At 70.4% G+C, this 24,301-nt stretch carries 22 protein-coding genes; 13 read left to right on the top strand and 9 right to left on the bottom strand.

Annotation, left to right across the window (positions count from 1 at the left end; genetic code table 11):
• Positions 1 to 76: 76 nt before the first annotated feature.
• On the top strand, positions 77 to 1,048 hold the full coding sequence (locus ACFVH2_RS23245; RefSeq protein ID WP_378427406.1) for a sigma-70 family RNA polymerase sigma factor: 972 nt from the start codon (positions 77 to 79) through the stop codon (positions 1,046 to 1,048).
• 141 nt (positions 1,049 to 1,189) lie between these two features.
• Here ACFVH2_RS23245 and ACFVH2_RS23250 read toward each other — a convergent pair whose 3' ends face one another.
• Both ACFVH2_RS23250 and ACFVH2_RS23255 read right to left on the bottom strand, forming a co-directional pair.
• Positions 1,190 to 3,811 carry a GNAT family N-acetyltransferase gene (locus tag ACFVH2_RS23250; RefSeq protein ID WP_378427505.1) on the bottom strand — a complete coding sequence of 874 codons (2,622 nt, stop codon included), beginning with the start codon at positions 3,809 to 3,811 and terminating at the stop codon, positions 1,190 to 1,192.
• 76 nt (positions 3,812 to 3,887) lie between these two features.
• Positions 3,888 to 5,174, bottom strand: coding sequence for an acetoin utilization protein AcuC (locus ACFVH2_RS23255; RefSeq protein ID WP_378427408.1), 1,287 nt, complete (start codon positions 5,172 to 5,174; stop codon positions 3,888 to 3,890).
• 137 nt (positions 5,175 to 5,311) lie between these two features.
• Here ACFVH2_RS23255 and ACFVH2_RS23260 point away from each other — a divergent pair, with 137 nt between their 5' ends.
• From ACFVH2_RS23260 to ACFVH2_RS23270, 3 genes are all read left to right on the top strand, one after another.
• Complete coding sequence (locus ACFVH2_RS23260) at positions 5,312 to 5,998, top strand: iron dependent repressor, metal binding and dimerization domain protein (protein ID WP_378427507.1); 687 nt, start codon at positions 5,312 to 5,314, stop codon at positions 5,996 to 5,998.
• Positions 5,999 to 6,004: 6 nt separating this feature from the next.
• Positions 6,005 to 7,003 (top strand): UDP-glucose 4-epimerase GalE, encoded by a 999-nt coding sequence (galE, locus tag ACFVH2_RS23265; RefSeq protein ID WP_378427410.1) that lies wholly within the window; start codon positions 6,005 to 6,007, stop codon positions 7,001 to 7,003.
• 123 nt (positions 7,004 to 7,126) lie between these two features.
• Entirely contained in the window at positions 7,127 to 8,152 is a 1,026-nt protein-coding gene (locus tag ACFVH2_RS23270; protein ID WP_378427411.1) for a phosphatidylinositol-specific phospholipase C, read from the top strand.
• Between the two features lie 26 nt (positions 8,153 to 8,178).
• Here ACFVH2_RS23270 and ACFVH2_RS23275 read toward each other — a convergent pair whose 3' ends face one another.
• Together ACFVH2_RS23275 and ACFVH2_RS23280 are read right to left on the bottom strand one after the other, a co-directional pair.
• A complete protein-coding gene (locus ACFVH2_RS23275) occupies positions 8,179 to 9,246 on the bottom strand; it encodes a DUF4192 domain-containing protein (protein WP_378427413.1) in 1,068 nt (355 codons plus the stop codon).
• A gap of 114 nt (positions 9,247 to 9,360) precedes the next feature.
• Complete coding sequence (locus ACFVH2_RS23280; RefSeq protein ID WP_378427415.1) at positions 9,361 to 10,071, bottom strand: sensor domain-containing protein; 711 nt, start codon at positions 10,069 to 10,071, stop codon at positions 9,361 to 9,363.
• 251 nt (positions 10,072 to 10,322) lie between these two features.
• Between ACFVH2_RS23280 and ACFVH2_RS23285 the strand changes: the two genes are divergently transcribed.
• The 4 genes from ACFVH2_RS23285 (at position 10,323) to ACFVH2_RS23300 (ending at position 16,574) form a co-directional block, all read left to right on the top strand.
• On the top strand, positions 10,323 to 11,270 hold the full coding sequence (locus ACFVH2_RS23285) for a proteasome assembly chaperone family protein (RefSeq protein WP_378427417.1): 948 nt from the start codon (positions 10,323 to 10,325) through the stop codon (positions 11,268 to 11,270).
• Between the two features lie 113 nt (positions 11,271 to 11,383).
• Complete coding sequence (locus ACFVH2_RS23290; RefSeq protein ID WP_378427419.1) at positions 11,384 to 12,421, top strand: alpha/beta fold hydrolase; 1,038 nt, start codon at positions 11,384 to 11,386, stop codon at positions 12,419 to 12,421.
• A gap of 42 nt (positions 12,422 to 12,463) precedes the next feature.
• Positions 12,464 to 14,968 carry a DEAD/DEAH box helicase gene (locus ACFVH2_RS23295; RefSeq protein ID WP_378427421.1) on the top strand — a complete coding sequence of 835 codons (2,505 nt, stop codon included), beginning with the start codon at positions 12,464 to 12,466 and terminating at the stop codon, positions 14,966 to 14,968.
• Positions 14,969 to 15,059: 91 nt separating this feature from the next.
• The gene (locus ACFVH2_RS23300; RefSeq protein ID WP_378427423.1) at positions 15,060 to 16,574 is read left to right on the top strand and encodes a multicopper oxidase family protein; all 1,515 of its coding nucleotides are present in this window, start codon (positions 15,060 to 15,062) and stop codon (positions 16,572 to 16,574) included.
• 18 nt (positions 16,575 to 16,592) lie between these two features.
• Here the strand turns inward: ACFVH2_RS23300 and ACFVH2_RS23305 are convergent, their stop codons facing one another.
• Both ACFVH2_RS23305 and ACFVH2_RS23310 read right to left on the bottom strand, forming a co-directional pair.
• Positions 16,593 to 17,006: a cupin domain-containing protein gene (locus ACFVH2_RS23305; RefSeq protein ID WP_378427424.1), complete on the bottom strand. Its 414-nt coding sequence runs from the start codon at positions 17,004 to 17,006 to the stop codon at positions 16,593 to 16,595.
• A 29-nt stretch (positions 17,007 to 17,035) separates the two neighbouring features.
• Positions 17,036 to 18,073 (bottom strand): zinc-dependent alcohol dehydrogenase family protein, encoded by a 1,038-nt coding sequence (locus tag ACFVH2_RS23310; RefSeq protein WP_378427426.1) that lies wholly within the window; start codon positions 18,071 to 18,073, stop codon positions 17,036 to 17,038.
• 154 nt (positions 18,074 to 18,227) lie between these two features.
• On the opposite strand from ACFVH2_RS23310, the gene ACFVH2_RS23315 reads away from it, so the two are divergent.
• Positions 18,228 to 19,130, top strand: coding sequence for a helix-turn-helix transcriptional regulator (locus tag ACFVH2_RS23315; protein WP_378427428.1), 903 nt, complete (start codon positions 18,228 to 18,230; stop codon positions 19,128 to 19,130).
• A 16-nt stretch (positions 19,131 to 19,146) separates the two neighbouring features.
• On the opposite strand, the gene ACFVH2_RS23320 is transcribed toward ACFVH2_RS23315, so the two are convergent.
• Positions 19,147 to 19,584, bottom strand: a complete 438-nt coding sequence (locus tag ACFVH2_RS23320; RefSeq protein WP_378427430.1) for a DUF5997 family protein — start codon at positions 19,582 to 19,584, stop codon at positions 19,147 to 19,149.
• A 33-nt stretch (positions 19,585 to 19,617) separates the two neighbouring features.
• Here ACFVH2_RS23320 and ACFVH2_RS23325 point away from each other — a divergent pair, with 33 nt between their 5' ends.
• A complete protein-coding gene (locus ACFVH2_RS23325) occupies positions 19,618 to 20,364 on the top strand; it encodes a LysR family substrate-binding domain-containing protein (protein ID WP_378427432.1) in 747 nt (248 codons plus the stop codon).
• Between the two features lies 1 nt (position 20,365).
• Here ACFVH2_RS23325 and ACFVH2_RS23330 read toward each other — a convergent pair whose 3' ends face one another.
• The gene (locus ACFVH2_RS23330; RefSeq protein ID WP_378427434.1) at positions 20,366 to 21,289 is read right to left on the bottom strand and encodes a LysR substrate-binding domain-containing protein; all 924 of its coding nucleotides are present in this window, start codon (positions 21,287 to 21,289) and stop codon (positions 20,366 to 20,368) included.
• 206 nt (positions 21,290 to 21,495) lie between these two features.
• Between ACFVH2_RS23330 and ACFVH2_RS23335 the strand changes: the two genes are divergently transcribed.
• From ACFVH2_RS23335 to ACFVH2_RS23345, 3 genes are all read left to right on the top strand, one after another.
• Positions 21,496 to 22,083, top strand: coding sequence for a peroxiredoxin (locus tag ACFVH2_RS23335; RefSeq protein ID WP_378427436.1), 588 nt, complete (start codon positions 21,496 to 21,498; stop codon positions 22,081 to 22,083).
• Positions 22,084 to 22,085: 2 nt separating this feature from the next.
• Entirely contained in the window at positions 22,086 to 22,613 is a 528-nt protein-coding gene (locus ACFVH2_RS23340) for a carboxymuconolactone decarboxylase family protein (RefSeq protein WP_378427438.1), read from the top strand.
• A 106-nt stretch (positions 22,614 to 22,719) separates the two neighbouring features.
• Positions 22,720 to 23,394 carry a PhzF family phenazine biosynthesis protein gene (locus ACFVH2_RS23345; protein WP_378427440.1) on the top strand — a complete coding sequence of 225 codons (675 nt, stop codon included), beginning with the start codon at positions 22,720 to 22,722 and terminating at the stop codon, positions 23,392 to 23,394.
• Here ACFVH2_RS23345 and ACFVH2_RS23350 read toward each other — a convergent pair.
• A complete protein-coding gene (locus ACFVH2_RS23350) occupies positions 23,391 to 24,266 on the bottom strand; it encodes an alpha/beta fold hydrolase (RefSeq protein WP_378427442.1) in 876 nt (291 codons plus the stop codon). The two genes, ACFVH2_RS23345 and ACFVH2_RS23350, sit on opposite strands and share 4 nt — an antisense overlap.
• Between the last annotated feature and the right edge of the window lie 35 nt (positions 24,267 to 24,301).

The raw sequence follows: 24,301 nt of genomic DNA on the forward strand, positions 1-24,301 counted from the left end.
ACGCAGGTCGCCCGGGAACTTTGGCCGGTGGTGTGGCGTTGAGCCATATGAGACACCACCGATGAGGAGGCAGGTCATGACGAGCCCCACGACGACCCACCGAGCGCGTCCCAGCGCCGAGGATCTGGATGCCCAGAGCCCCGCTGCGGACCTGGTCCGCGTCTACCTGAACGGGATCGGCCGCACCGCGCTGCTGACCGCCGCGGACGAGGTCGAGCTCGCGAAGCGGATCGAGGCGGGCCTGTACGCGGCGCATGTGCTCGAGACCGGCAAGCGGCTGACCGCCGCCAAGAAGCGCGACCTGGCGACCGTGATCCGGGAGGGGCAGTCCGCGCGCAGCCACCTACTCGAGGCCAACCTGCGGCTCGTGGTGTCGCTCGCGAAGCGCTACACCGGCCGGGGCATGCCGCTGCTGGACCTGATCCAGGAGGGCAACCTGGGGCTGATCCGCGCGATGGAGAAGTTCGACTACGCCAAGGGCTTCAAGTTCTCGACCTACGCCACCTGGTGGATCCGCCAGGCGATCACCCGCGGCATGGCCGACCAGTCCCGGACCATCCGGCTGCCAGTCCACCTCGTCGAGCAGGTCAACAAGCTGGCCCGGATCAAGCGCGAGCTGCATCAGCAGCTCGGCCGCGAGGCCACCGACGACGAGTTGTCGAGCGAGTCGGGCATCCCGGTCGCGAAGATCGCCGACCTGCTCGACCACAGCCGTGACCCGGTGAGCCTGGACATGCCGGTCGGCAGCGACGAGGAGGCGCCGCTCGGTGACTTCATCGAGGACTCCGAGGCCACCTCGGCGGAGAACGCGGTCATCGCCGGGCTCCTGCACAGCGACATCCGCAGCGTGCTGTCCACGCTCGACGAGCGCGAACAGCAGGTGATCCGGCTGCGGTACGGCCTCGACGACGGCCAGCCCCGCACGCTCGACCAGATCGGCAAGATCTTCGGACTCTCCCGCGAGCGGGTCCGCCAGATAGAGCGCGAGGTGATGGGCAAGCTGCGTCAGGGCGAGCGGGCCGACCGCCTGCGTTCATACGCCAGCTGAACTCGCACCCCGAGCCGGTGGACTGACGGACACCCCGTCCACGGTCCACCCAGCGCGCCGGTCGATCCACCAGGTTCCTCCCCCCCTCAGGAGCCGGATCGGCCGGCGCACTTACGTTCAGCCGCCGTTACCTGCCTCGAACTACCGCAGCCGACGCGGGCCGAGATCGACGGGACTGGGCTCGGGGCCGATACGGACTCGCGCATCGGTGATCTCGGCGCCGGTCGCGCTGGCCAGTACCGGCTCGCACACGAGTTCCCGGACCTCGGGCAGGTCGTCACCGAGCGCGGAGATCCGCTGCACGAGGTCGACGAGCGCGGCCTTGTCGACGGGCGGGGCGCTGCGGTACCCGGACAGCAGCGGCGCGGCCTTCGGGGCGTCGATCAGTTCGGCGGCCTCGTCCTCGGTGAGCGGGAGCACCCGGTAGGCCCGATCGCCGAGCAGCCCGGAGATCAGCCCCCCGAGACCGAACGAGATCAGCGAGCCGAACGACGGGTCGTCCTGCATGCCGACGACGCAGCCGATGCCCTTCGTCGCCATCTTCTGCACGTACAACAGCGGATCCCCGGACGCGGCCGCGAGGTCGCGGTAGGCCCGGCGCACCCCGTCGGCGGTGTCCAGGTCCAGGCGGACACCGCCGAGGTCCGGCCGGTGCCGCCACTGTTCGCGGGTCGCCTTCACGACGACCGGGTAGCCGAGTGCCTCGGCGGCGGCGACCGCCTGTTCCTCGTCGGAGGCCGACGCGAACTGCGCGATACCGACGCCGTAGCAGGCGAGCAGTTCGGCGGCCTCGAAGTCGGTGAGCCAGCGGCCCTCTCCGGCCGCGCCGAGCCAGCCGTGCACGAGGCGCCGGGCGCGGTCGGTGTCGATCTGCTCCGGCCGCACGACATTCGAGGCGGGCTTCTCCCGCCACTGTGCGTACCGCCAGGACCGGGCCAGCGCGAGGGCGGCGCGTTCCGGGCCCGGATAGGAGGGCACCGACCCGCGGGCCGGGTTGCCGTCGGGACCGAGCACGGCAAGCACGTCCGGAATACCTTCGGCGGCAAGGAAGGTCGTGACGATCGGCTTGTCGTAGTCGCGGGCAGCGGCGCGCAACGCCTTCGCGTACGGCTCCGGGTCCATCGCGACCGGCGGGACGAACACCACGATCACCGAGTCCGTCTCGGGATCCTCGATCGCGGCGCTGACGGCCCCGGCGAACTGGTCGGGAGTGGCCTGCGGTCCGAGGTCGACGAGGTCACCGACGACGAGACCTTCGGAGCGGGCGGCGTCGGCGGCGAGCAGTCCGAGTGCGGAGGAGTTCCCGACGACGGCGAGGCGCGGCCCCGCGGGCAGCGGCTGGTAGCCGAACATGACTGCGCAGTCGAAGAGTTGGGCGATCGACCCGACCTGGATGACACCGGCCTGCTCGAACAGGTCGGAGACGATGGAGTCGTCGATCTCGACGCCGGTGGCCTTGAGCGCGGGCGGGACGGCGTGCCGACCGGACTTGACGGCGACGATCGGTTTGGTGCGGGCGACGCGGCGCGCGATCCGGGAGAACTTGCGCGGGTTGCCGAACGACTCCAGGTACAGCAGCACTACCTCGGTCTCGGGGTCGGTGTCCCAGTACTGCAGCAGGTCGTTGCCCGAGACGTCGGCGCGGTTGCCGGCGGAGACGAACGTGGACAGGCCGAGCCGGCGCCGGGCGGCCTCGTCGAGGATCGCGATGCCCAGGGCGCCGGACTGGCAGAAGAACCCGACCTTGCCCGGATGCGGGAGCACCGGGGCCAGCGTCGCGTTCAACTGCACCGCGGGTGTGGTGTTGGCGACACCGAGCGCGTTCGGTCCGACCAGCCGCATGCCGTGCGCGCGGGCGGCGTGCACGAGCCGGCGCTCGGAGGCGACACCGTCGGGGCCGGTCTCGCTGAACCCGGAAGAGAGGACGACGAGCGCCTTGACGCCCTTGGCGAGGCAGTCGTCGAGGACCGCGTCGATCGACTCCGCGGGCACGGCGACCACCGCGAGGTCGACGTCGTCGGGGATGTCGCGGACGGAGGTGTACGCGCGGACTCCGCGCACCGACCGGTGTTCGGCGTTGACCGGGTACACGGGTCCGGTGAAACCGGCGCCGAGCAGGTTCCGGAGCACGGCGTTTCCGACCTTCGCCGGGTCGGAGGACGCGCCGATCACCGCCACCGATTGCGGGCTCAGGAGGTTGCGCACGCTGCGTGCCTCGGTGGCCCGCTCGCGCGCGTTGCGGACCGTCAGCAGCGCCTCGGTGGGATCGATCGCGAACTCGAGCCGCAGCACGCCCCCCTCGAAGCTGCGGCTGACCTGGTACCCCGCCTCCCGGAACACGCTGACCATGTTGCGGTTCTCGGCGAGCACCTCCGCCACGAACATCGTCAGACCGTTCTCCGCGGCCGCGCCCGCGAGATGCTCGAGCAGGATCGGGCCCAGGCCCCGGCCCTGGTGCGCGTCCGCGACGACGAACGCGACCTCCGCCGACTTGCCGTCCCCGACGTCGAGCAGTCGTTCGTACCGCCCCACCGCGATGATCTCGTCCCCGAGGACCGCGACGAAGGCGACCCGGTCGCGGTGGTCGACCGTGGTGAACCGCACCAGATCCCGGTTCGACATGGTTGGGTACGGCCCGAAGTAGCGCAGGTAACGGGTCCGTTCGGACAGCTTGGCGTGGAACGCGACCAGCTTGTCGGCGTCCTCCGGACGGATCGGCCGCAGGTGCACCGCTCCGCCGTCGGCGGCGAGCACGTCCGCCAGCCAGTGCGCGGGGAACGACGGCCCCGGAGTCGATTCGGGAACCGGTGCCTGCGGCGCCGAATCGGGTGCAACGGGTTCAGTCACGGGGGTCCTCCGGGTCCATGCCGAGCAACGGGTAGCACGCCCGGCGGGTCGCGGCGATCGCCGCGTCCACCCGCACGAGCGCGCGGTCGAGGACTTCGGTGCCGGTCTCGGGCGTGCCGCCCGGTCCGTCCCACGGCAGGTAGGTCGCGTCGCCGCCGTCACTCATCGTCGAGGGCAGGTCGACGCTCGGCGCCATCGCGGCGACTCGGTCCCGCCACGGTGCCGGGATCGGCTGTGTGGGAGCGACTTCCCGATCCAGGGCGACGGCGATCAGATGGGTCCAGGCCCGTGGCACCACCCGCACCAGCCCGTACCCGCCACCCCCGACCGCGATCCACCGGCCCTCCGCGTACCGGTCGGCGAGGTCGCGCATGGCGAGGAACGCGGCCCGTTGGCCGTCCACGGTCAGGCTCAGATCGGCCAAGGGGTCCTCGCGATGGCTGTCGACCCCGCACTGGCTGATCACGATCTGCGGCTTGAACGCGGCGACCGCCCCAGGCACGACGGCGTGAAAGGCCCTGAGCCACACCGAGTCCACGGTCCCGGGCAGCACCGGGAGGTTGATCGAGGTGCCCTCCCCCGGACCCGACCCGACCTCACTGGCCCATCCCGTGTTCGGCCACAGCGTCGCGGGATGCTGGTGGATCGAGACGGTCAGCACCCGCGGGTCGCCGAGGAAGGCGTGCTGGACGCCGTCGCCGTGGTGGGCGTCGACGTCGATGTAGGCGATGCGGTCGAACCCGTTGTCCAGCAGCCACGAAATGGCGATGGCCGCGTCGTTGTACACACAGAACCCGGAGGCCCAGTCCGCCATCGCGTGGTGCATCCCACCGCCGATGCTGACCGCCCGACGGGCCCGGCCCGCGGCGATCTCCCGGGCCGCGGCGAGCGAGCCGCCCGCGAGGATCGCACTGGCCTCGTGCATGCGTGGGAAGATCGGGTTGTCCTCGCTGCCGAGGCCGTGCGGAGCCTGGTCGCCCTCGGCGCGAGCGTCGGCGAGACCCTGCACCGGCCCGCCTCCTGCCGCCTTCACCGCGGCGATGTACGCCGGGGTGTGGATGCGCAGCAGGTCGGCATCGCTCGCGGGCTCGGGCCGGACGACCTCCGCCCCCTCGATCAGCCCGAGCCCGCGCGCCAGCGACATCGTCAGGTCGAGGCGGGTGGGATTCATCGGATGGTCGGCGCTCCACCGGTAGTCGAGGTACTCCGGGCTCCACACGACGACCCCGTCGGCGCCGCGGCGTAGACCGCCGGGGCTGGGACTGGACATCACGGTCATGGACTCACGCTACTGGCGGGTGCGGGGAACGCGCGAGCGGCGGACGGTGTTGACGGCTGTGGGGTGGCGCCGCGCGAGTGGCGCGCCGATTCGAGGACACATCTAGGTAGAATCGGGCGAGACGAAGGGGCGTGAGCGTGAAGGATCTGGTCGACACCACGGAGATGTACCTCCGGACGATCTACGACCTTGAAGAAGAAGGCGTTGTTCCGCTGCGCGCTCGGATCGCCGAGCGACTCGAGCAGAGCGGACCGACCGTGAGCCAGACGGTGGCCCGGATGGAGCGCGACGGGCTGCTGCTCGTCGCGGGCGACCGGCACCTGGAGCTGACGGACAAGGGGCGTGACCTGGCGGTCGCCGTGATGCGCAAGCACCGGCTCGCCGAGCGGTTGCTGGTCGACGTGATCGGCCTCGACTGGGACCAGGTACACGCGGAGGCGTGCCGCTGGGAGCACGTGATGAGCGAGGAGGTCGAGCGGCGGCTGGTCGAGGTGCTCGACAACCCGACCACCTCGCCGTACGGCAACCCGATTCCCGGGCTCGCGCAGTTGGGGCTCAAGCGCCCGACGGACAACGGCGAGACGCTGATCCGGCTCACCGACGTGCCCCCGGGCACCCCGACCGCGGTGGTCGTGCGTCGGCTGGCCGAGCATGTGCAGTCCGATCCGGACATCATCGGCCGGCTCCGCGAGGCGGGCGTGGTTCCGGACGCGCGCGTGACCGTGGAGACGAAGCCGGGCTGGGTGACCATCACCGCGTCCGGCCACACCGGTATCGATCTTCCCGAGGAACTGGCCCACGCGGTCCAGGTCAAGAAGATCTAGCGGCGCATGCGACTTCTGGTCACCGGCGGCGCCGGTTATGTGGGCAGCGTGTGTGCGACGGTCCTGGTCGAGCGGGGCCACGAGGTCGTGGTCGTGGACGACCTGTCGACGGGCAACGCCGAGGCCGTCCCGGCGGGCGCGGAGTTCGTCGAGGGCGACGTCGCCGCACTGGCGGGCTCCGTTCTGGGCGACGGCTCGTCCGGTCCCCGCTTCGACGGCGTGCTGCACTTCGCGGCGCAGTCGCTCGTCGGCGAGTCGGTCGTCGAGCCCGAAAAGTACTGGCGCGGAAACGTGGTCACCACGCTCGCGCTGTTGGAGGCGATGCGGACGTCCGGTACCCCGAAGCTGGTGTTCTCGTCGACCGCCGCGACCTACGGCGAACCGGAGCGGACCCCGATCACGGAGGACGACCCGACCCGGCCGACCAATCCGTACGGGGCGACCAAGCTCGCCATCGACCACGCCATCACCTCGTACGCGAACGCGTACGGCCTGGCCGCGACCAGCCTGCGGTACTTCAACGTCGCGGGAGCGTACCGCGGCGCCGGCGAGAACCGCGTCGTGGAAACGCATCTCATCCCGCTGGTGCTCCAGGTGGCACTCGGTCAGCGCGAGCAGATCTCGGTGTTCGGTACCGACTGGCCGACTCCGGACGGCACCGCGGTGCGTGACTACATCCACGTCCTGGATCTGGCCGAGGCACATCTGCTCGCGCTGACGCAGGCGACGTCGGGTGTGCACAGCATCTACAACCTGGGCAGTGGCGCCGGTTTCAGTGTGCGCGAGGTCATTTCGGCATGCCAACGGGTCACCGGGCTGCCGATCGCGGTGCAGGACGCGCCCCGCCGCGCGGGCGATCCCGCGGTCCTGGTGGCGTCGAGCGAGAAGGCGATCGCCGAGCTCGGCTGGCGGCCCGAGCGCACCGACCTGGACGTGATCGTGGCCGACGCGTGGACGTACCTCCAGGAGCTCGGCGACCGCTCGCACGCGGCCCGTCGCGACTGACGGTTCCTTCGCCGAAGCAGTCCGCACGACCGCCGCGCCGTGCGATGCTGCAGGCCGTCCGTCGAGCGATCCGCACGATCGCCGGCGGACGGTCCGCATCCGTCCTCGGCAAAGGTACGTTCCATGGCGCCCTCCCCCACCCGTCGCAGATCCCCGCGCGCCCTCCTGATCGCGGCGCTGCTGCTGGCACCGCTGGCCCTGGTGTCCGCGCCGCAGGCTGCGGCCTCGTCGGCAGGCTCGACCGGATCGGCGGGGTCCTCGGCCGGCGACCGGCTCGCCGGCGCGCACGATCCCGACTGGATGAGGCGGCTGCCCGACGGCGCGAGCCTGGCCTCGCTGTCGATTCCCGGCACCCACGACACCATGACCGCCGGGGCCACGATCGTCTCGCAGACCCAGGACGCCTCCCTCCCCCAGCAGCTGGATGCGGGGGTGCGTGCCCTCGACATCAGGACCCGACACTTCCGAGACGCGTTCTCGATCCACCACGGCCCCGAATACCTGCACGCCAACTTCACCGACGTGGTCCGCGAGGTCGCCGACTTCCTCCGCGCGAATCCGACCGAGACGGTGCTGATGCGGATGAAGAGTGAGTCCACCGAGGCCGAGAACACGCGTTCCTACGAGGACACCCTGGATTGGTACGTCCACGACAATCCTGAAACCCGCGATCTGCTGCGCGAACACCTGTGGACCCCGCCCGCCGGGTACGACGGAGCGATCCCGACCCTCGGCCAGGCCCGCGGCAGGATCGTCATCCTGCAGGACTTCACGGCGACCACCGCGTTCGGACCACAGTGGGGCGGCAGCCGGATGGACATCCAGGACGACTACGTGCTGTCGGGCCTCGCCGACGTCACGCGGAAGTGGGACGAGGCCCGCGCCCAGTTCGACCGCGCCCGCGCCGGAGCACCGAAGACGCTGTACGTCAACCACCTCAGTGCCACCGGCGTACCGGATCCCGGCGCCATCGTGAGTGGTGCGCTCCCGGTCACGATCGCCGACGGCGCGCTCGGCGTCACCGGCATGAACGCGCGGGCACTGGACTACCTGACAGGAGCGGGCCGCGGTCGCACCGGCGTCGTCATGACAGACTTCCCGACCGCGGCCCTGGTGGCGGAGATCATCGCGCACAACGACTTCCGCTGATCGCCCGACGGCCCGCGGCGAGGCGGTCACCATCGCACCCGCGGTGGCATCCGCACGCCGATCTGCGCGGCGATCTCGCGGCCCGTGGTCGCGAGATCGCACACCGACTCGGGCCTGATCCCCTTCTGCAGTGCGTCGTCGAGCAGGGCCGCGAGCCGATGGTCAGGGTTCGCGAGGAGCGCGGCCGCGAAAGCGACCCCGGCCATCGGACCGTCACCCCTGGCGTAGGCGCTGAACCCGAACAGCGCGGCTGCCTCCGCACGGTCGGGGTCCGGGAGCGCCCGGGCCAGCGCGATCCACAACTGCTCGGCGGCGTCGGCCTCGTCGGTGACGGCGAGGCAGAGGAGGGCGTCCCGAACCCGGACGTCGGCAAGTGCAACGGCCAGGTCTGCGATGTCGTCGTCGGTGGGTGCCACCGCCGACGCGAGGTCCGCGATCCGGCCGAGCACGAAGTCGAGCGTCTCGCGCTGCGTCGGCGCCGTGGGCGCGGCGGCCCTGTCGTGGGCGCGGAGGATCAGGGTCACCAGCCGCTGCCGGTCGCGGGCCGGGCCCGGTTCGAGAATCGCCTCCAGTTCCTCCCGAGACCCCCTGATCGCCCTGCCGCAGAGCACCTGCGCGAGCGCCACCGCCGAGGCGTCCGGATCGGGCAGCACGCCTTGTCGCGGGTCGCCGAGCAGGCCTCGCCACCGCCGCCCAGCGGTGACCTCGCCGAGCACGTGTGCGCCGATCATCGGGATGCCGTGCTCGGCGAGGCAGGCCCCGAGTTCGTCGACCAGCGCGTTGTGGGTACCGCGCCGGTTGGTGCGTTCGTCGACGACCACCGCGACGACCGAGTCGACCTGCTCGCGCCCGCACACGAGTGCCATCCGGTCCACCCCCTCACGATCGGCGGGGCCGACTCCGCGGTCCGGCAGATCGTGGCGCATCACCGCCCGCACGACCGACGGTTCGTCGCCGCCGAGGCAGACGACGACGAGCGAGCGGCGCGGACGGAACCCGAGGAGTGCGGGAACTGCCGCGATCAGGTCGCCGGGGTCACTGATCCGGACCGGGCCGTGCGCGTCGGGGATCGGGTCGGGGTGCATGGTTGCCATGCACGAACAGTGCGACGACCCACCGTCACGCCCGCACACCGTTCCTGGGCCGACACGGGCGCCTGTGGATGGACCGGCGACGGTGTCCACAGACCCACGGCGGGCCTGGACAATTCAGGCCGCGCGGACCTTCTGCACCGCTTCGGTGAACACCTGGTCGAGCGTCGCCGAGTCCGGCTTGCCCGCGCCGAACGACATGTACGTCGCCGACACCCGCACGTCCGCGACCTGCCCGACGAGGGTGAGCATCGACTGCTTCACCTCGGCGCCGGCCTCGCCGGAGGTGACCGTCTGCCGCATCGCCATCGTGCCGTCCGCGGCGATCGGCGGACCGGGCAGAATCTTGGTGGTGACGTGAGCTGTCGCGCCGTCCTTGGTGGTGGTCACGTCGAGGCACTGCCCTATCTCCGCGGTCCTGGTCGCGAGCGGGCGGTCGACTCGGGTCAGTTCGACGGTGACCGTGGCCCGCTTGTCGTTGTCGGTGCCGACGATCATCGCGGTGGAGTCCGGTCCGTAGTCCTGGGTGGGCGGCTTGCAGCCGGCCGGATCCACCTTGGCGCCCGCGGGGATGCCGCCCAGGTCCGCGGCGGCCTGCGCGACGGCCTGGGGTGAGAGCACAATCGCCTGGTAGGGGGGCGGGAAGTCGGCGGGGGTCAGCAGCATCGAGTCCAGCGACGCGGCGATCCGGGCGCTCGTCCCCTCCGCCGACGCGGCAGGCTCCGCGACACCGGACACCGACGACGAACACCCGGCCAGCGACAGGGTGAGCGCGGCGAGACCGGCGACCAGGGTGCGGCGTTTCAACGTCAGTCCTCCAGTGCTCACAGGGCGTACCTCCCCCACTGTGCCACCACGCCGGCCAGGGCCACCGCAGGCCGGGTCCAGGTGTCGCCTCCCGGCTCCGGGAACTTCCGCACCGGCCTGGCCGTTTCGCTGTCGGCGCAATCATCACGGATCGGGAATGAACGCCGCCGCATGCCATGTTTTCCCAGTAACGGGCATGGGTGTGACGGGGTGCACGCCTCCTCGGCCGGTGAGGGACACTGGACGGGAACGAAGTATGCGAAGGGGTCACGATGGACGATCAGTCGAGGATGTACGAGCTCGAGTTCCCGGCGCCGCAGGTCTCTGCGAGCGACGGACGCGGGCCGGTACTCGTGCACGGGCTGGAAGGTTTCTCCGACGCCGGGCACGCGGTCAAGCTCGCCACCACCCACCTGCGTGAGAGCCTCGAATCCGAACTGGTCGCGTCGTTCGCGGTCGACGAGCTGATCGACTACCGCTCGCGTCGACCGACGATGACCTTCAAGGCCGACCACTTCTCCGACTACGACGAGCCGGAGCTCGCCCTCTATGCGCTCAAAGACACGGCCGGAACGCCGTTCCTGCTGCTCGCGGGGCTCGAACCCGACCTGAAGTGGGAGCGGTTCACCACCGCGGTGCGACTACTCGCGGAGCAGCTGGGGGTGCGCCGGACCATCTCGCTCGGCGCGATCCCGATGGCCGTGCCGCACACCCGACCGCTCGGGGTGACCGCCCACTCGTCCAACAAGGACCTGATCGGGGAGAACCAGAGCTGGTCGGGCGAACTGCAGATTCCGGGCAGCGCCTCGGCCCTGCTCGAGCTGCGGATGGCCCAGCACGGACACGAGTCGATGGGGTACTCGGTGCACGTGCCGCACTACCTCGCGCAGGCCGACTACCCGGCCGCGGCGGAGACCCTGCTCGAGAATCTCGGCGAGATCGCCGATCTGGAGCTGCCGCTGGCAGCCCTCGGCGAGGCCGCCGCCCGGGTGCGCGAACAGGTGGACGCGCAGATCACCGGGAACGACGAGGTCCAGTCCGTCGTGCAGGCGCTCGAGCGCCAGTACGACAGCTACGTCGCGGCGCAGGAGCAGCAGTCCACACTGCTGGCCGGCGATGCGGAACTCCCCAGCGGCGACGAACTCGGTGCGGAGTTCGAGAAGTTCCTGGCGGAGCTCGGCCAGGAGGGCAAGGACGGCGGTACCGAGCAGGGTCAGTGATTCCGTTTTACAGTTACCCCGCGCGGAGGGAACCCGAACTATACGATCGTCCAAATCATTAGCTCGGTGGGTCGGTCCGAGGACAGTCGGACCGACCGGCGACAGGAGTCGACATGAGTGCAGGACGAAAGCGCACCTTGCGCACGGTGCCCGACACCGAACCTCGCCTCGTCTTCCGGACCGTCCACGGCTACCGCAGGGCGGTCCGCGTCGCCGGTGACGGTCCGCCGCTGCTGCTCATCCACGGAATCGGGGACAACTCCTCGACGTGGAACGAGGTCATCCCCCACCTCGCGAAGAACTTCACCGTCATCGCGCCCGACCTGCTCGGACACGGACGATCGGACAAGCCGCGCGCCGACTACTCGATCGCCGCGTACGCGAACGGCATGCGGGACCTGCTCACGGTGTTCGGCTTCGACCGGGCCACCGTGGTCGGACATTCCCTCGGCGGCGGGGTGGCGCTGCAGTTCGCGTACCAGTTCCCGCAGATGGTCGAGCGCCTGATCCTGGTCGCTCCGGGCGGGGTCACCAAGGACGTCAACCCGGCACTGCGGTTCGCGGCACTGCCGGTGGCCAACCAGGCGCTGCGGCTGCTGCAGGTCCCGGGCTGTACGCAGGCGCTCGCACTCGCCGGCAAGGTCGTCGACCAGCTCTACCGCGGCCCGTTCAAGTCGATCGCGATCTTCCACGACGCCCCCGACCTGGTGCGGGTACTCAGTGACCTGCCCGACCCGACGGCGCGCGAGGCGTTCCTGCGCACCCTGCGCGCGGTGGTCGACTGGCGGGGCCAGGTGGTCACCATGCTCGACCGCTGTTATCTCACCGCGCGGCTCCCGGTCCAGATCATCTGGGGCGAGCGCGACGCGGTCATCCCGGTCAGCCACGCCTATCTCGCGCACTCGGCGCTGCCGGACTCGCGGCTGGAGATCTTCGAGGGCAGCGGTCACTTCCCGTTCCACGACGATCCGATCCGCTTCCTGCGGGTCGTCGAGGAGTTCATCGCCTCGACCACGCCGATGGAGTTCGACCCGGCCGCCTGGCGGCAGATGCTCATCGACGGTGTCGGCGAGGCACAGATCACCGGTACCACGGACACCCGCGAGGCCGTCCTGGGCGCGATGGGGGCGGACGAGCGCAGCGCCACCTGACCGCAGGCGCAGCAGGTCGGACATTTCACATAGCCTGTATCGGTGCTCCTCACCGATCTCGTCCCCGCCAGCCCCGATGCCGACTCGCTCTTCGACGCCTTCGCCGGGTGGGCGAGCGATCGAGGCCTGACGCTGTATCCCGCGCAGGAGGAGTCGCTGATCGAGGTCGTCTCCGGGGCGAACGTCATCCTGTCCACCCCGACCGGGTCCGGGAAGTCGATGGTGGCGATCGGCGCGCACTTCGCGGCGCTGGCACAGGGGCGACGCACCTTCTACACCGCTCCGATCAAGGCGCTCGTGAGCGAGAAGTTCTTCGCCCTCTGCGAGGTGTTCGGCGCGGAGAACGTCGGCATGATGACCGGCGACGCCTCGGTGAACTCGTCCGCCCCGATCGTCTGCGCGACCGCCGAGATCGTCGCGAACCTGGCGCTGCGCCAGGGCGCGGACTCCGACATCGGCCAGGTGGTGATGGACGAGTTCCACTACTACTCCGAGCCGGACCGCGGCTGGGCCTGGCAGGTCCCGCTGATCGAACTGCCGCACGCCCAGTTCCTGCTGATGTCCGCGACGCTCGGCGACGTGTCGTTCTTCCAGCAGGACCTGACCCGCCGGACCGGCCGGCCGACGACGGTGGTCGGCGGGACGGAAAGGCCGGTGCCGCTCACCTTCTCGTACGCGAAGACGCCGATCGGCGAGACGATCGAGGAGCTGGCGACCACCAACCAGTCCCCTGTCTACGTCGTGCACTTCACCCAGGCCGCGGCACTCGAGCGGGCGCAGGCGTTGACCAGCGTGAACATGTCCTCCAAGGACGAGAAGGCCGCGATCGCCGAGGCGCTCGGCGGGTTCCGGTTCACCACCGGGTTCGGAAAGACCCTGTCCCGCTTGGTGCGTCACGGCATCGGCGTCCACCACGCCGGGATGCTGCCCAAGTACCGGCGGCTGATCGAGAAGCTCGCCCAGGACGGTCTGCTCAAGGTCATCTGCGGCACCGACACCCTCGGCGTCGGCATCAACGTGCCGATCCGCACGGTGCTGCTGACCGGACTGACCAAGTACGACGGCACCCGCACCCGGCACCTGCGGGCGCGCGAGTTCCATCAGATCGCGGGCCGCGCCGGCCGCGCGGGCTATGACACCATGGGCACCGTCGTCGTGCAGGCACCGGAGCACGAGATCGAGAACTACCGGATGGTCGCGAAGGCGGGTGACGATCCGAAGAAGCTCAAGAAGATTCAGCGCAAGAAGGCTCCGGAGGGCTTCGTCTCGTGGGGCGAACCCACCTTCGAGCGCCTCGTCGCCGCGTCGCCGGAACAGCTCGTGTCCCGCTTCCGGGTGTCGAACTCGATGCTGCTCAACGTGATCGCGCGTCCCGGCAACTGCTTCGACGCGATGCGACACCTGCTCGAGGACTCCCACGAGTCGCGCCCGCAGCAACGCAAGCACATCCTGCGGGCGATCGCGTTGTACCGCGGGCTGCTGCAGGCTGGTGTCGTCGAACAGCTCGACGCCCCCGACGCGGACGGTTCGTGGGCGCGGCTGACGGTGGACCTGCAGCAGAACTTCGCGCTGAACCAGCCGCTGTCGCCCTTCGCGCTGGCGGCGATCGAACTGCTCGACGCCGAGGCCGTCACCTACGCGCTCGACGTGGTGTCGGTGATTGAGTCGACGCTCGACGACCCACGTCAGATCCTGATGGCCCAGCAGCACGCGGCCCGCGGCGAGGCGGTGCAGCAGATGAAGGCCGACGGCATCGAGTACGAGGAGCGGATGGAGCTACTCGAGGAGGTCACCTGGCCGAAGCCGTTGGAGGAGTTGCTCTTCCCGGCGTTCGAGACGTACCGCGGCGGGCATCCGTGGGTGGCGGAGTTCGCCCTGTCACCGAAGTCGGTGGTGCGGGACATGGTGGAGAAGGCGATGACGTTCGCCGAGCTGGTCAGCCACTACGGACTGGCCCGCTCCGAGGGCCTGGTGCTGCGCTACCTGGCCGACGCCTACCGGGCGCTGCGGCAGACGGTGCCCGACGCCGCGCGCACCGAGGAGCTCGAGGACATCACCGAGTGGCTGGGCGAGCTGATCCGCCAGGTGGACTCGTCGCTGCTCGACGAGTGGGAGCAGCTGACCAACCCGGGCGCGGAGTCCGACGACCAGCAGATCGCGTTCGGCGCCGACATCCCGCGCCCCGTCTCTGCGAACACCCGCGCGTTCACCGTGATGATCCGCAACGCCATGTTCAAGCGAGTCGAGTTGGCGTCCCGTCGGCGGTGGGACCTGCTCGCCGAGCTCGGCGACGGGTTGGACGCGGACGACTGGGCCGACCTCATGGAGCTGTACTTCGACGAGTACGACGAGGTCGGCACCGGCCCGGACGCCCGTGGGCCGCAACTGTTCAGCGTGTCGGTCGAACCGGAGCTGTGGCGGGTACGCCAGACCCTCGCCGACCCCGCCGGCGACCACGGCTGGGCGCTGCTGGCCGAGGTCAACCTCGCCGAGTCGGACGCGGCGGGCGAGGTGGTCTTCGACGAGTTCGAGGTCGTCGAGGGGTAGGCAGTGGTCCCGCGCACGAATCGGCGATCGGCCGGCCGGGCCCAGCGGCGTAACATCTGTTCGGGACGCCAGTCCGTCGAGAGGCCGGAGGATGCCGGATCGAGACACGTGGACGAGACCGCAGCAGGAGCCGCTTCTCGACGGCTTGTCCCGCCGACGATTCCTGCAGCTGGGCCTGGGCGCCACCGCGGTCGGCCTGGTCGCAGCGTGTTCCTCGTCTCCTGACGTCACCCCGGCCGCAGGTGCGGTGGGTCCGGATTCGAGACAGGTGCGCGACTTCGCCGCCGCACAGGAACGACGCTTCCCCGGGGGACGGCAGGTCGCTCAGACCTTCGTCGCGGCTCCGACCGAGGTGGACATCGGCGGCACGCGCACTGCCGCCTGGCTCTACAACGGACAGCTGCCCGGCCCGATCCTGCGCGCGAACGTCGGGGACCGGATCCAGGTGCGGTTGCGCAACGAGCTGCCCGATCCGACCACCGTGCACTGGCACGGACTCGCCATCCGCAACGACATGGACGGCGTGCCGGACATCACCCAACCCCCGGTCGGTGCCGGCGCCGAGTTCGTCTACGAGTTCGTCCCGCCCGACCCGGGCACCTACTGGTACCACACGCACGGCGACCTGCAGCGCGGCCGCGGACTGTACGGCGCGCTGATCGTCGACGATCCCCACGCCCACTCCGACTACGACGCCGATCTCGTCGTGGTGCTCTCCGACTGGCTGACCGATCGGACGCCGCAGCAGGCGTTCGACCGATTGCGCGGCGGGGCAATGGAATCGGCCCCGATGACCTCGACCGCACTCGGCGGGGATGCCGGAGACGTGCGTTACCCGGTGTATCTGCTGGGAGGCAGACCGCCCGGCGACCCGACCGTGTTCACCGCGAGGCCGGGTCAGCGCGCCCGGGTGCGACTGATCAACGCCTCCGACGACACGGCGTTTCGGGTCGCGCTCGGTGGGCACCGACTCACCGTCACCGACTCCGACGGGTTCCCGGTCGAGCCGGTCGACACCGACTCCGTGCTGTTGGGGATGGGCGAGCGCTACGACGCGGCGGTCACCCTGCAGGACGGCGCGTTCCCGCTGGTGGCCGCCGCCGAGGGCAAGGGCGGGCAGGCGTTCGCGGTGGTCCGCACCGGATCCGGCGCCGCTCCCGACCCCACCGTCTCCCCCGACGAGCTCCGTGCGGCGCCGCTCACGGTCGCCGGCCTGCGCGCCACCGCGGCGGTCCGGCTGCCGAACCGGAACCCGGACGTGACGCTGGGCGCCTCGCTCGGTGGGACGATGAACACCTACACCTGGACGGTCAACGACGAGGCCTACCCGAAGTACACCCCGCTCGAGGTGCACTCCGGGGAGCGGGCGCGGATCGTCTACTCCAACACGTCGACGATGTACCACCCCATGCATCTGCACGGACACACCTTCGCGGTCGCCCGGCCCGACGGCACCGGTCCACGCAAGGACACGGTCATCGTGCTGCCCGGGCAGACCATCGCCACCGATCTCGACACCGACAATCCCGGGCAGTGGATAACCCACTGCCACAACGACTACCACCTCGCCGCGGGGATGGCGACCATCGTCTCGTACCAGGCCTGACCCGAGTCCGGCGTGGCCTCAGCGCGTTCCGGCACGCGGGCCGTTGTACTCGGCGTCGGTGACCTTCGCACCCCAGCTGGTCTCGGTGCCGCCGTCGCCAGGTCCCTCCCACAGCGCGAGGTGGGTCATGAAGCGGTCCGGCGCCGCGCCGTGCCAGTGCTCCTCGCCGGCTGGGGTGTAGATCGTGTCGCCGGGGTGGGCCTCGACGACCGCGCCACCACGGGCCTGCACGAGGCAGATCCCGGAGACGACATGCAGGGTCTGCCCCAAGGCGTGCGAATGCCAGTCGGTCCGCGCGCACGGGGCGAAGCGAACCATGTTGGCGCGCATCCGGGACGGTTCGGTTCCCGCGTAGATGACGTCCCACCAGACGTCGCCGGTGAACCAGTCTCCGGGCGCCTTGGCTGTGGGCTGCTGCTTCAGAATTTCCATCGGGGCCTCCTTCGTTTCGACCGTCGCCGCTACGGGCGAACGAGCACCTTGAGCGCCTCGCGGTCGTCCATCGCGCGGTATCCCGCGGGCACCTCGTCCAGGCCGACGGTGCGGTCGAACACCCTGCCCGGCTGGATCTTTCCGTCCAGCACGTCGGGCAGCAGTTCCTCGATGTAGGCGCGCACCGGGGCCGGACCGCCGGTGAGAGTGACGTTCGGCCCGAACAGGCTGCCGAATCCGATCGGCGCCGTCTCGTACTGGGGCACGCCGACGCGACTGACGACGCCGCCGGGCCGGACCACGCCGATCGCCTGTTCGTAGGCGGGCAGGTGACCGACGGCCTCGAGCACGACGTGGGTACCGTCGCCGCCGGTGAGGTCCCGAACCTTGGCGATGCCTTCCTCGCCTCGCGCAGCGACGACGTCGGTGGCACCGAACTCGACGCCGAGATCCGTTCGGGCCCGGTGCCGGCCCATCAGGATGATCCGCTGCGCGCCGAGCCGCTTGGCCGACAACACCGCCATCAGCCCCACCGCGCCGTCCCCGACGACGGTGACCGTGGTGCGCTCGTTCACGCCGCCCTTGACCGCGGCGTGATAGCCGGTGCCGAGCACGTCGGACAGGGTCAACAGCGACGGCAGCAGCGCGGAGTCCTCGCCCACCGGCGCCGTGACCAGGGTGCCGTCGGCCAACGGCACCCGCACCGCCTCGGCCTGACCGCCGCCGATCCCGTTCGACGCCCAGAACCCGCCGCGCCGGCAGGAGGTGTGCAGGCCCTCCCGACAGAAGTCACACGTCCCGTCCGACCAGGCGAACGGGGCGATGACGAGGTCACCCCTCGTCAGGGTCGACACCTCGCTGCCGATCTCCTCCACGACGCCGACGAACTCGTGGCCCATCGGTGACCCCTCCGGAGTCGGCGGCATGTTGTGGTAAGGGTGAAGGTCGGACCCGCAGACGCAGGCCCGCACCACGCGCACGATCGCGTCCGTCGGCTGCTGCAGGGTGGGGTCCGGCACGTTCTCGACTCGCACGTCGCCTGCGCCGTACATGATGGTTGCCCGCATGATGTCCCTTCGTCGCCTCGTGGTGTCGATCCCCGCCTCGCGGCGACCGGCTGCCTTCGAGTCAACGTCGCGGCACGGTGCTGCGGGAGTGCCTGCCGTTCCAGGTAACGCCAGTACCCCCCTCGCCGGTGTCGGCGCCAGTACCGTGAAGGGCATGGACCGCCGGGCCGAGATTCGTGAATTCCTCAGCTCCCGCCGCGCCCGCATCACCCCGGATCAGGCCGGCCTGCCCGCCTACGGAGGCAATCGCCGCGTCAAGGGACTGCGCCGCGAGGAGGTCGCGTTGCTCGCCGGCGTCAGCATCGACTACTACGTCCGCATGGAACGCGGCAACCTCACCGGAACGTCCGACAGCGTGCTCGAAAGCCTTTCCAGGGCACTACAACTCGACGACGCCGAGCGCGACCACCTGTTCGATCTCGCGCGCGCCGCCGGCCCCGCCCCGTCGCCACGGCGTTCCGCGGCGAAGGGCGGCGTGAGCCCAGCGGTCCAGCAGGTGCTCGACGCGATCACCGACGCCCCCGCGTGGGTCCGCAACGCCCGCCACGACATGCTGGCCGCCAACCGGATGGCGCGCGCGTTGTACGCGCCGCTGCTGGCGGACCCGCGCCGGCCGGCGAACACCGCCCGGTTCATCTACCTGGACCCCGCCTCCCAGGACTTCTTCGTCGACTGGGACCGGGCCGCCGACGACATCGCCGCAATGCTGAGGTCCGAGGCGGGCAAGAACCCGCACGACAAGGCGCTGACCGAACTCATCGGTGAACTGGCCACCCGCAGCGAGGTGTTCCGCAGTCGATGGGCCAAGCACAACGTGCGCTTCCACCGCACCGGGATCAAGCGGCTACGTCATCCGGTCGTCGGCGACCTCGACCTGAACTTCGAGGCGATGGAGTTCCCGGCAATCCCCGGGTTGACGCTGCTGGTCTACACCGCCCCGGCGGGCACCCCGACCGCGGACTCGCTCAGGCTCCTCGGCAGTTGGGCCGCGACTCAGGACCGTCCCGACCGCGCGATCGACACCGAGGGGTCGCCGCCACCGTCGCCCGGACGGTGACGGCTCGACGCGAGGGTCAGTCCGCGTTCGGGTGGTGAATCGGCTTCGCGAACCGCTCCCGGCGGTTCGACTGCTCACGCTTGGCCGCCTGCTGCTCCCGAATCCGCTTCTCGTCCTTGCGGACCTCCACCAGCGAGGCGCGCTCGGCGCGCAGCCAGTCCGGCTGATCGGCGAGCAGTGCGTCGATCTGACCGGTGGTCAGGGCGTCGGTGACGCCGCCGCGGGCGAGGCCCGCGATGGAGACGCCCAGCTTGTCGGCGACGACGTTCTTCGGGTGCGGGCCGTCGGCGCGCAGATCCTGCAGCCACTGCGGCGGGTCGGAGCGCAGCTCCGCGAGCTCCTCGCGGGTGACGACCCCGTCCCGGAACTCGGCGGGGGTCGCCTCGAGGTACACGTCCAGCTTCTTCGCGGCCGTGGCCGGCTTCATCGTCTGGGGTGTCTTCTGCGCACTCATGGGTCCCAGCCTAACGAGCGGTAGCCTGACCGAATGACCGAGCCCGCTGCACCCGCCCCGTTCCGGCTCGCGTACGTCCCCGGGGTGACCCCATCGAAGTGGGTGCGGATCTGGAAGGAACGGCTGCCCGAGGTTCCGCTCGAACTCACCACGACGACGGCGGCCGACGCCGCGGCAGTGCTGCGCGAGGGCGCCGCCGACGCGGGACTGGTGCGGCTGCCCGTCGACCGGACCGGGCTCAGTGTGATCGCGCTGTACGCCGAGACGCCGGTGGTGGTGGTGCCGAAGGACCACCTGGTCACCGCGGCGGATGCGGTCACGCTCGCCGACCTGGCCACCGAGGTCGTGCTCCACCCCCTCGACGACGCGCTGGACTGGGACGCACTGCCGGGCCGGCCCGCGGCGCAGCGACCCGACACCACCGCGGACGCGATCGAACTCGTCGCCGCGGGCATCGGGGTGCTGGTGGTCCCGCAGTCGCTGGCCCGCCTGCACCACCGCAAGGACCTCACCTATCGGACGGTCACGGATGCGCCGGAGTCCCCGGTCGCGCTGGCCTGGCCGGAGGACGCGACCACCGAACTGGTGGAGGAGTTCGTCGGCATCGTGCGCGGACGTACCGCGAACAGCTCCCGGGGCCGCGGTGCCGACGAGCCGGCGCCGAAGCGCACGGCGGCACAGAAAACCGCCGCCAAGCAGGCACGCGCCGGGCGGTCGGGCACCCCCGATCGTCGAACCCCCAAGGGCGGCAAGCGGTCCGGGGGCCGCGGCAGGCGCTGATTCACCCCTGCGGCGTGCCCGGCGCCACGGACTTCACCAGCTCCGCCAGCCGCCCGAACTTCTCCGCCCGGCCGCTCGACGCCCGGAAGACCAGCCCGATGGTGCGACCCGGCGCCGGTGCGGCGAACCGCGCGGTCTCGAGGTCGCCGCGGGCGGTCTCGACCGCCACCGCCGATTCCGGCACCAGGGTCACGCCGAGTCCGCCCGCGACGCACTGCACCACGGTGGTCAGGGAGGTGGCCCGGGTGTCGCCGGAGACGGGGTGCGCGTCCACCGACCGGCACAGGTCGAGGGTCTGATCGCGCAGGCAGTGTCCTTCGTCGAGCAGCAGCAGCGGCAGCTCGTCCAGCACGTCGAGGCCCAGGTCGGTGCGACCGGCAAGCTCGTGCCCGGTCGGCACGACTACCACGAACTCCTCTGTGTACAAAGGTATTTCGACCATCCCCGGCGCCTCGGACGGCAGCGCCAGGACCGCGACGTCGAGCGCCCCGGCGCGCAGCGCCTCGAGCAGTCGGGCGGTCTGGTCCTCGACCACCTGCGGCGTCACCGCCGGCATCTCGACACGCAGCGCGGGCAGCAGCGTCGGCAGCACGTACGGAGCGACGGTCGGGATCAGTCCGATCCGCAACGCGCCGGCGAGGGCGTCACCGACGCCGGCCGCGGTGGCGACGAACCCGTCCGCCGCCTCGGCGATCACCTTCGCCTGCGCGAGCAGTGCGGAACCGGCGGGCGTCACGAGCACCCGCCGGGTGCTGCGCTCGATCAGCTGCACCCCGAGGCCGTTCTCGAGTGCGGCCAGGGCCTGCGAGAGTGTGGATTGGCTCACACTCAATCGCGCTGCAGCCGTGCCGAAGTGGCGATACTCGGCGACCGCGACGAAGGCACGCAGCTGTGAGAGTGTCGGCTGATAAGTCTGATCGGACATACTTATCAGTATAGTGACATCTATCGCCTTTACCTTTTGAAAGGTTTCGGGCACTATGGAGTCGTACCAAGGAACGCCGGTCGCGGAGCTACTCGAGTCAGCCCGCACGACCCGTTCGGCGGTATCCCGACAATCCAGCGTTCGCCCGCCAGGCGGCGCTGTGCGCGAAGAGATTTCCAAGTCACCAACCAGGAGGACGACACAACATGGCTCTGCTGACCATCGGCGACCAGTTCCCGGCGTACAACCTCACGGCCGTCATCGGCGGCGACCTGTCCAAGGTCGACGCCCAGCAGCCCGACGACTACTTCACCACCGTCACCAGCGACGACTACGCCGGCAAGTGGCGCGTCGTCTTCTTCTGGCCGAAGGACTTCACCTTCGTCTGCCCGACCGAGATCGCCGCCTTCGGCAAGCTCAACGAGGAGTTCGCGGACCGCGACGCGCAGGTGCTCGGCGCCTCCGTCGACAACGAGTTCGTGCACTTCCAGTGGCGCGCCCAGCACGAGGACCTCAAGACCCTCCCCTTCCCGATGCTCTCGGACCTCAAGCGTGAGCTGGCCGAGGCCACCGGCGTCCTCAACGCCGACGGCGTCGCGGACCGCGCCACCTTCATCATCGACCCGAACAACGAGATCCAGTTCGTGTCCGTCACCGCCGGGTCCGTCGGCCGCAACGTCGACGAGGTCCTGCGCGTCCTCGACGCCCTGCAGTCCGACGAGCTGTGCGCCTGCAACTGGAAGAAGGGCGACCCGACCATCGACGCGGGCGCGCTGATGTCCGAGGGCGTCTGACCATGTCCGTCGAGAACCTGAAGAACTCCCTCCCGGAGTACGCCAAGGACCTCAAGCTCAACCTGAGCTCGCTGTCTCGTTCGACCGAACTGAACGAGCAGCAGCTCTGGGGCACCTTCCTCGCCTGCGCGGCCGCCACCAGGTCGGCGACCGTGCTCCGCGAGATCGCGGAGGAGGCTGCGGACGTTCTCTCCGCGGAGGCCTACAACGCCGCCCTCGGTGCCGCGTCGATCATGGGCATGAACAACGTCGCCTACCGCGCGAAGAGCTTCCTCGGCGACGAGTTCGCTCAGGTGCGAATGGGCCTGCGGATGAACATCATCGGCAGCCCCGGCGTCGAGAAGGCCGACTTCGAGCTCTGGTCCCTGGCCGTGTCCACCATCAACGGTTGCCACGACTGCACCGCCGCGCACGACGCCGTCGTGCGCAAGGAGGGGCTCACCAAGGAGCAGGTCTGGGAGTCCGTCAAGGTCGCCGCGACCCTGCAGGGCGTGGCCCAGGCGATCGTCGCCGCCGAGACCCTCGCGTAAGTACGCAGCTTCGCTGCCTGTGCGCGCCGTGCACCCCCGTCGGGGTACACGGCGCGCACAGCCGTTTCCGGGGTCCGGCCGTTGCGTACAGCGGTATCGTTCCCACATGAGCATCGAGGTAGCCGTCGTCCGGGTGTTCACCGATCCCGATGGGCGGCACGGCAATCCACTCGGCATAGTCGACGCCGCCCTGGTCGCGCCGCCGGATCGACAACAGCTCGCCACCGACCTCGGATTCAGCGAGACCGTCTTCGTGGACCTGCCCGAGCCCCGCGCGACCGTGGCGACCGCCCGGATCTTCACCCCGGCCACCGAACTCCCGTTCGCCGGTCATCCGACCGTCGGGCTGTCGTGGTGGTTGCGCGAGCGCGGACTGCCGGTCGACACCCTCGAGGTGCCCGCGGGTCCGGTCGCCACCAGGGTCGAGACCGGGACGACCTGGGTGCGCGCGAAGGCGGACTGGGCACCCGAGTTCGTCTTCCACGCGGCGCCCGATTCGGCCGCCGTGCAGGCGACCCGCGCCGCCGCCTTCGAGGACGGTCCGCACTACGTGTGGGCCTGGGCCGGCGAGGGCGCGATCCGCTCTCGGATGTTCGCTCCGTCCCTGGGCGTCGCCGAGGACGAGGCGACCGGTGCCGCCGCGGTCCGGATCACCGACCACCTGCGGCGGAACCTGCACATCACGCAGGGACGCGGCTCGCACATTCTCACCCGCTACTCCCCCGACGGCTGGATCGAGGTCGGTGGCCGGGTCCACCCGCAGGACTCCGTGCGGGTCTAGACGTCGAGCGCATCTAGCAGGGCCGCATTCACCTCCGCGGCCGGGCTCATCGGCATCGTGTGGTGGGTGGCCCCGTCGATCACGCGGGTCCGCAGTCCCGGCGCTGCCGCCGCGATCGCCGTCGCCACTCGCGCGCTGTCGTGCACCTTGCTCCGACCCGCGAGAATCACCGACGTCTCCGCCCGCAGACCGGCGAGCGCTGCCCGGGTCGGACGCTTCGGGACCACCGTCTTCGACTTGGGGAACGACGCCGCCCCACAGGCGATCAGGTCCAGCCAGCTCGCGTCGACCTCGAGGTGCCCCGTCTCCCACCCGACGAGGTCGCGTTCACGCTTCTCGGTCGGCTCGAGTAGCAACGGAACGGCGCGGGCCAGGTACCCCGGGCGCATCCCCGCGAAACACGAGTTCGGGTCGAGCAGAACCAGTTTCCGCACCCGGGCCTGGCGGTCGAGGGCGTAGGCGAGCGCGATCATCGCTCCGTACGAGTGGGCGACGATGCTGAACGTCTCCAGGCCTGCACCGTTCGCGACCGTGTCGAGCCAGTCCAGCAGGTCGTCGACGGTTCGAATCGCCCGTCCGCCCGCGACACTTCTACCCGCGTCACCCATCAGATCGACCGCGACGACACGGTACCGGTCGGCGAGCGCCCCGACGTTCTCGAACCACACGGCCGAGGTCGCACCGCCCCCCGGCAACAGCAGGACCGGCGGGGCGCCCACCGGGCCGCAGACGTTGACCCTGGTCGTGCCGAACTCCGACTCCAGGTCGCGGCTGACCACGTCGGCAGGCCACTTCTCCAACACGCGGTCGTATTTCCGGAAGAACTCGATCCCCATCGGGCTGGCCGCGAAGTCGAGCACCGACAGCGACATCCTGACTCCTCACCGCTCATAGTTCGATAGATCGA

The organism is Rhodococcus sp. NPDC127527 (assembly GCF_042672245.1).
Classification (GTDB): Bacteria; Actinomycetota; Actinomycetes; order Mycobacteriales; family Mycobacteriaceae; genus Rhodococcus_G.

Coding starts and splice junctions, on each gene's coding strand:
- ACFVH2_RS23340 (WP_378427438.1), top strand. CDS start 22,086: ATGTCCGTCGAGAACCTGAAGAACTCCCTCCCGGAGTACGCCAAGGAC.
- ACFVH2_RS23275 (WP_378427413.1), bottom strand. CDS start 9,246: ATGGCAACCATGCACCCCGACCCGATCCCCGACGCGCACGGCCCGGTC.
- ACFVH2_RS23345 (WP_378427440.1), top strand. CDS start 22,720: ATGAGCATCGAGGTAGCCGTCGTCCGGGTGTTCACCGATCCCGATGGG.
- ACFVH2_RS23330 (WP_378427434.1), bottom strand. CDS start 21,289: ATGTCCGATCAGACTTATCAGCCGACACTCTCACAGCTGCGTGCCTTC.
- galE (WP_378427410.1), top strand. CDS start 6,005: ATGCGACTTCTGGTCACCGGCGGCGCCGGTTATGTGGGCAGCGTGTGT.
- ACFVH2_RS23285 (WP_378427417.1), top strand. CDS start 10,323: ATGGACGATCAGTCGAGGATGTACGAGCTCGAGTTCCCGGCGCCGCAG.
- ACFVH2_RS23270 (WP_378427411.1), top strand. CDS start 7,127: ATGGCGCCCTCCCCCACCCGTCGCAGATCCCCGCGCGCCCTCCTGATC.
- ACFVH2_RS23255 (WP_378427408.1), bottom strand. CDS start 5,174: ATGACCGTGATGTCCAGTCCCAGCCCCGGCGGTCTACGCCGCGGCGCC.
- ACFVH2_RS23320 (WP_378427430.1), bottom strand. CDS start 19,584: ATGAGTGCGCAGAAGACACCCCAGACGATGAAGCCGGCCACGGCCGCG.
- ACFVH2_RS23335 (WP_378427436.1), top strand. CDS start 21,496: ATGGCTCTGCTGACCATCGGCGACCAGTTCCCGGCGTACAACCTCACG.
- ACFVH2_RS23245 (WP_378427406.1), top strand. CDS start 77: ATGACGAGCCCCACGACGACCCACCGAGCGCGTCCCAGCGCCGAGGAT.
- ACFVH2_RS23290 (WP_378427419.1), top strand. CDS start 11,384: ATGAGTGCAGGACGAAAGCGCACCTTGCGCACGGTGCCCGACACCGAA.
- ACFVH2_RS23305 (WP_378427424.1), bottom strand. CDS start 17,006: ATGGAAATTCTGAAGCAGCAGCCCACAGCCAAGGCGCCCGGAGACTGG.
- ACFVH2_RS23315 (WP_378427428.1), top strand. CDS start 18,228: ATGGACCGCCGGGCCGAGATTCGTGAATTCCTCAGCTCCCGCCGCGCC.
- ACFVH2_RS23310 (WP_378427426.1), bottom strand. CDS start 18,073: ATGCGGGCAACCATCATGTACGGCGCAGGCGACGTGCGAGTCGAGAAC.
- ACFVH2_RS23325 (WP_378427432.1), top strand. CDS start 19,618: ATGACCGAGCCCGCTGCACCCGCCCCGTTCCGGCTCGCGTACGTCCCC.
- ACFVH2_RS23300 (WP_378427423.1), top strand. CDS start 15,060: ATGCCGGATCGAGACACGTGGACGAGACCGCAGCAGGAGCCGCTTCTC.
- ACFVH2_RS23350 (WP_378427442.1), bottom strand. CDS start 24,266: ATGTCGCTGTCGGTGCTCGACTTCGCGGCCAGCCCGATGGGGATCGAG.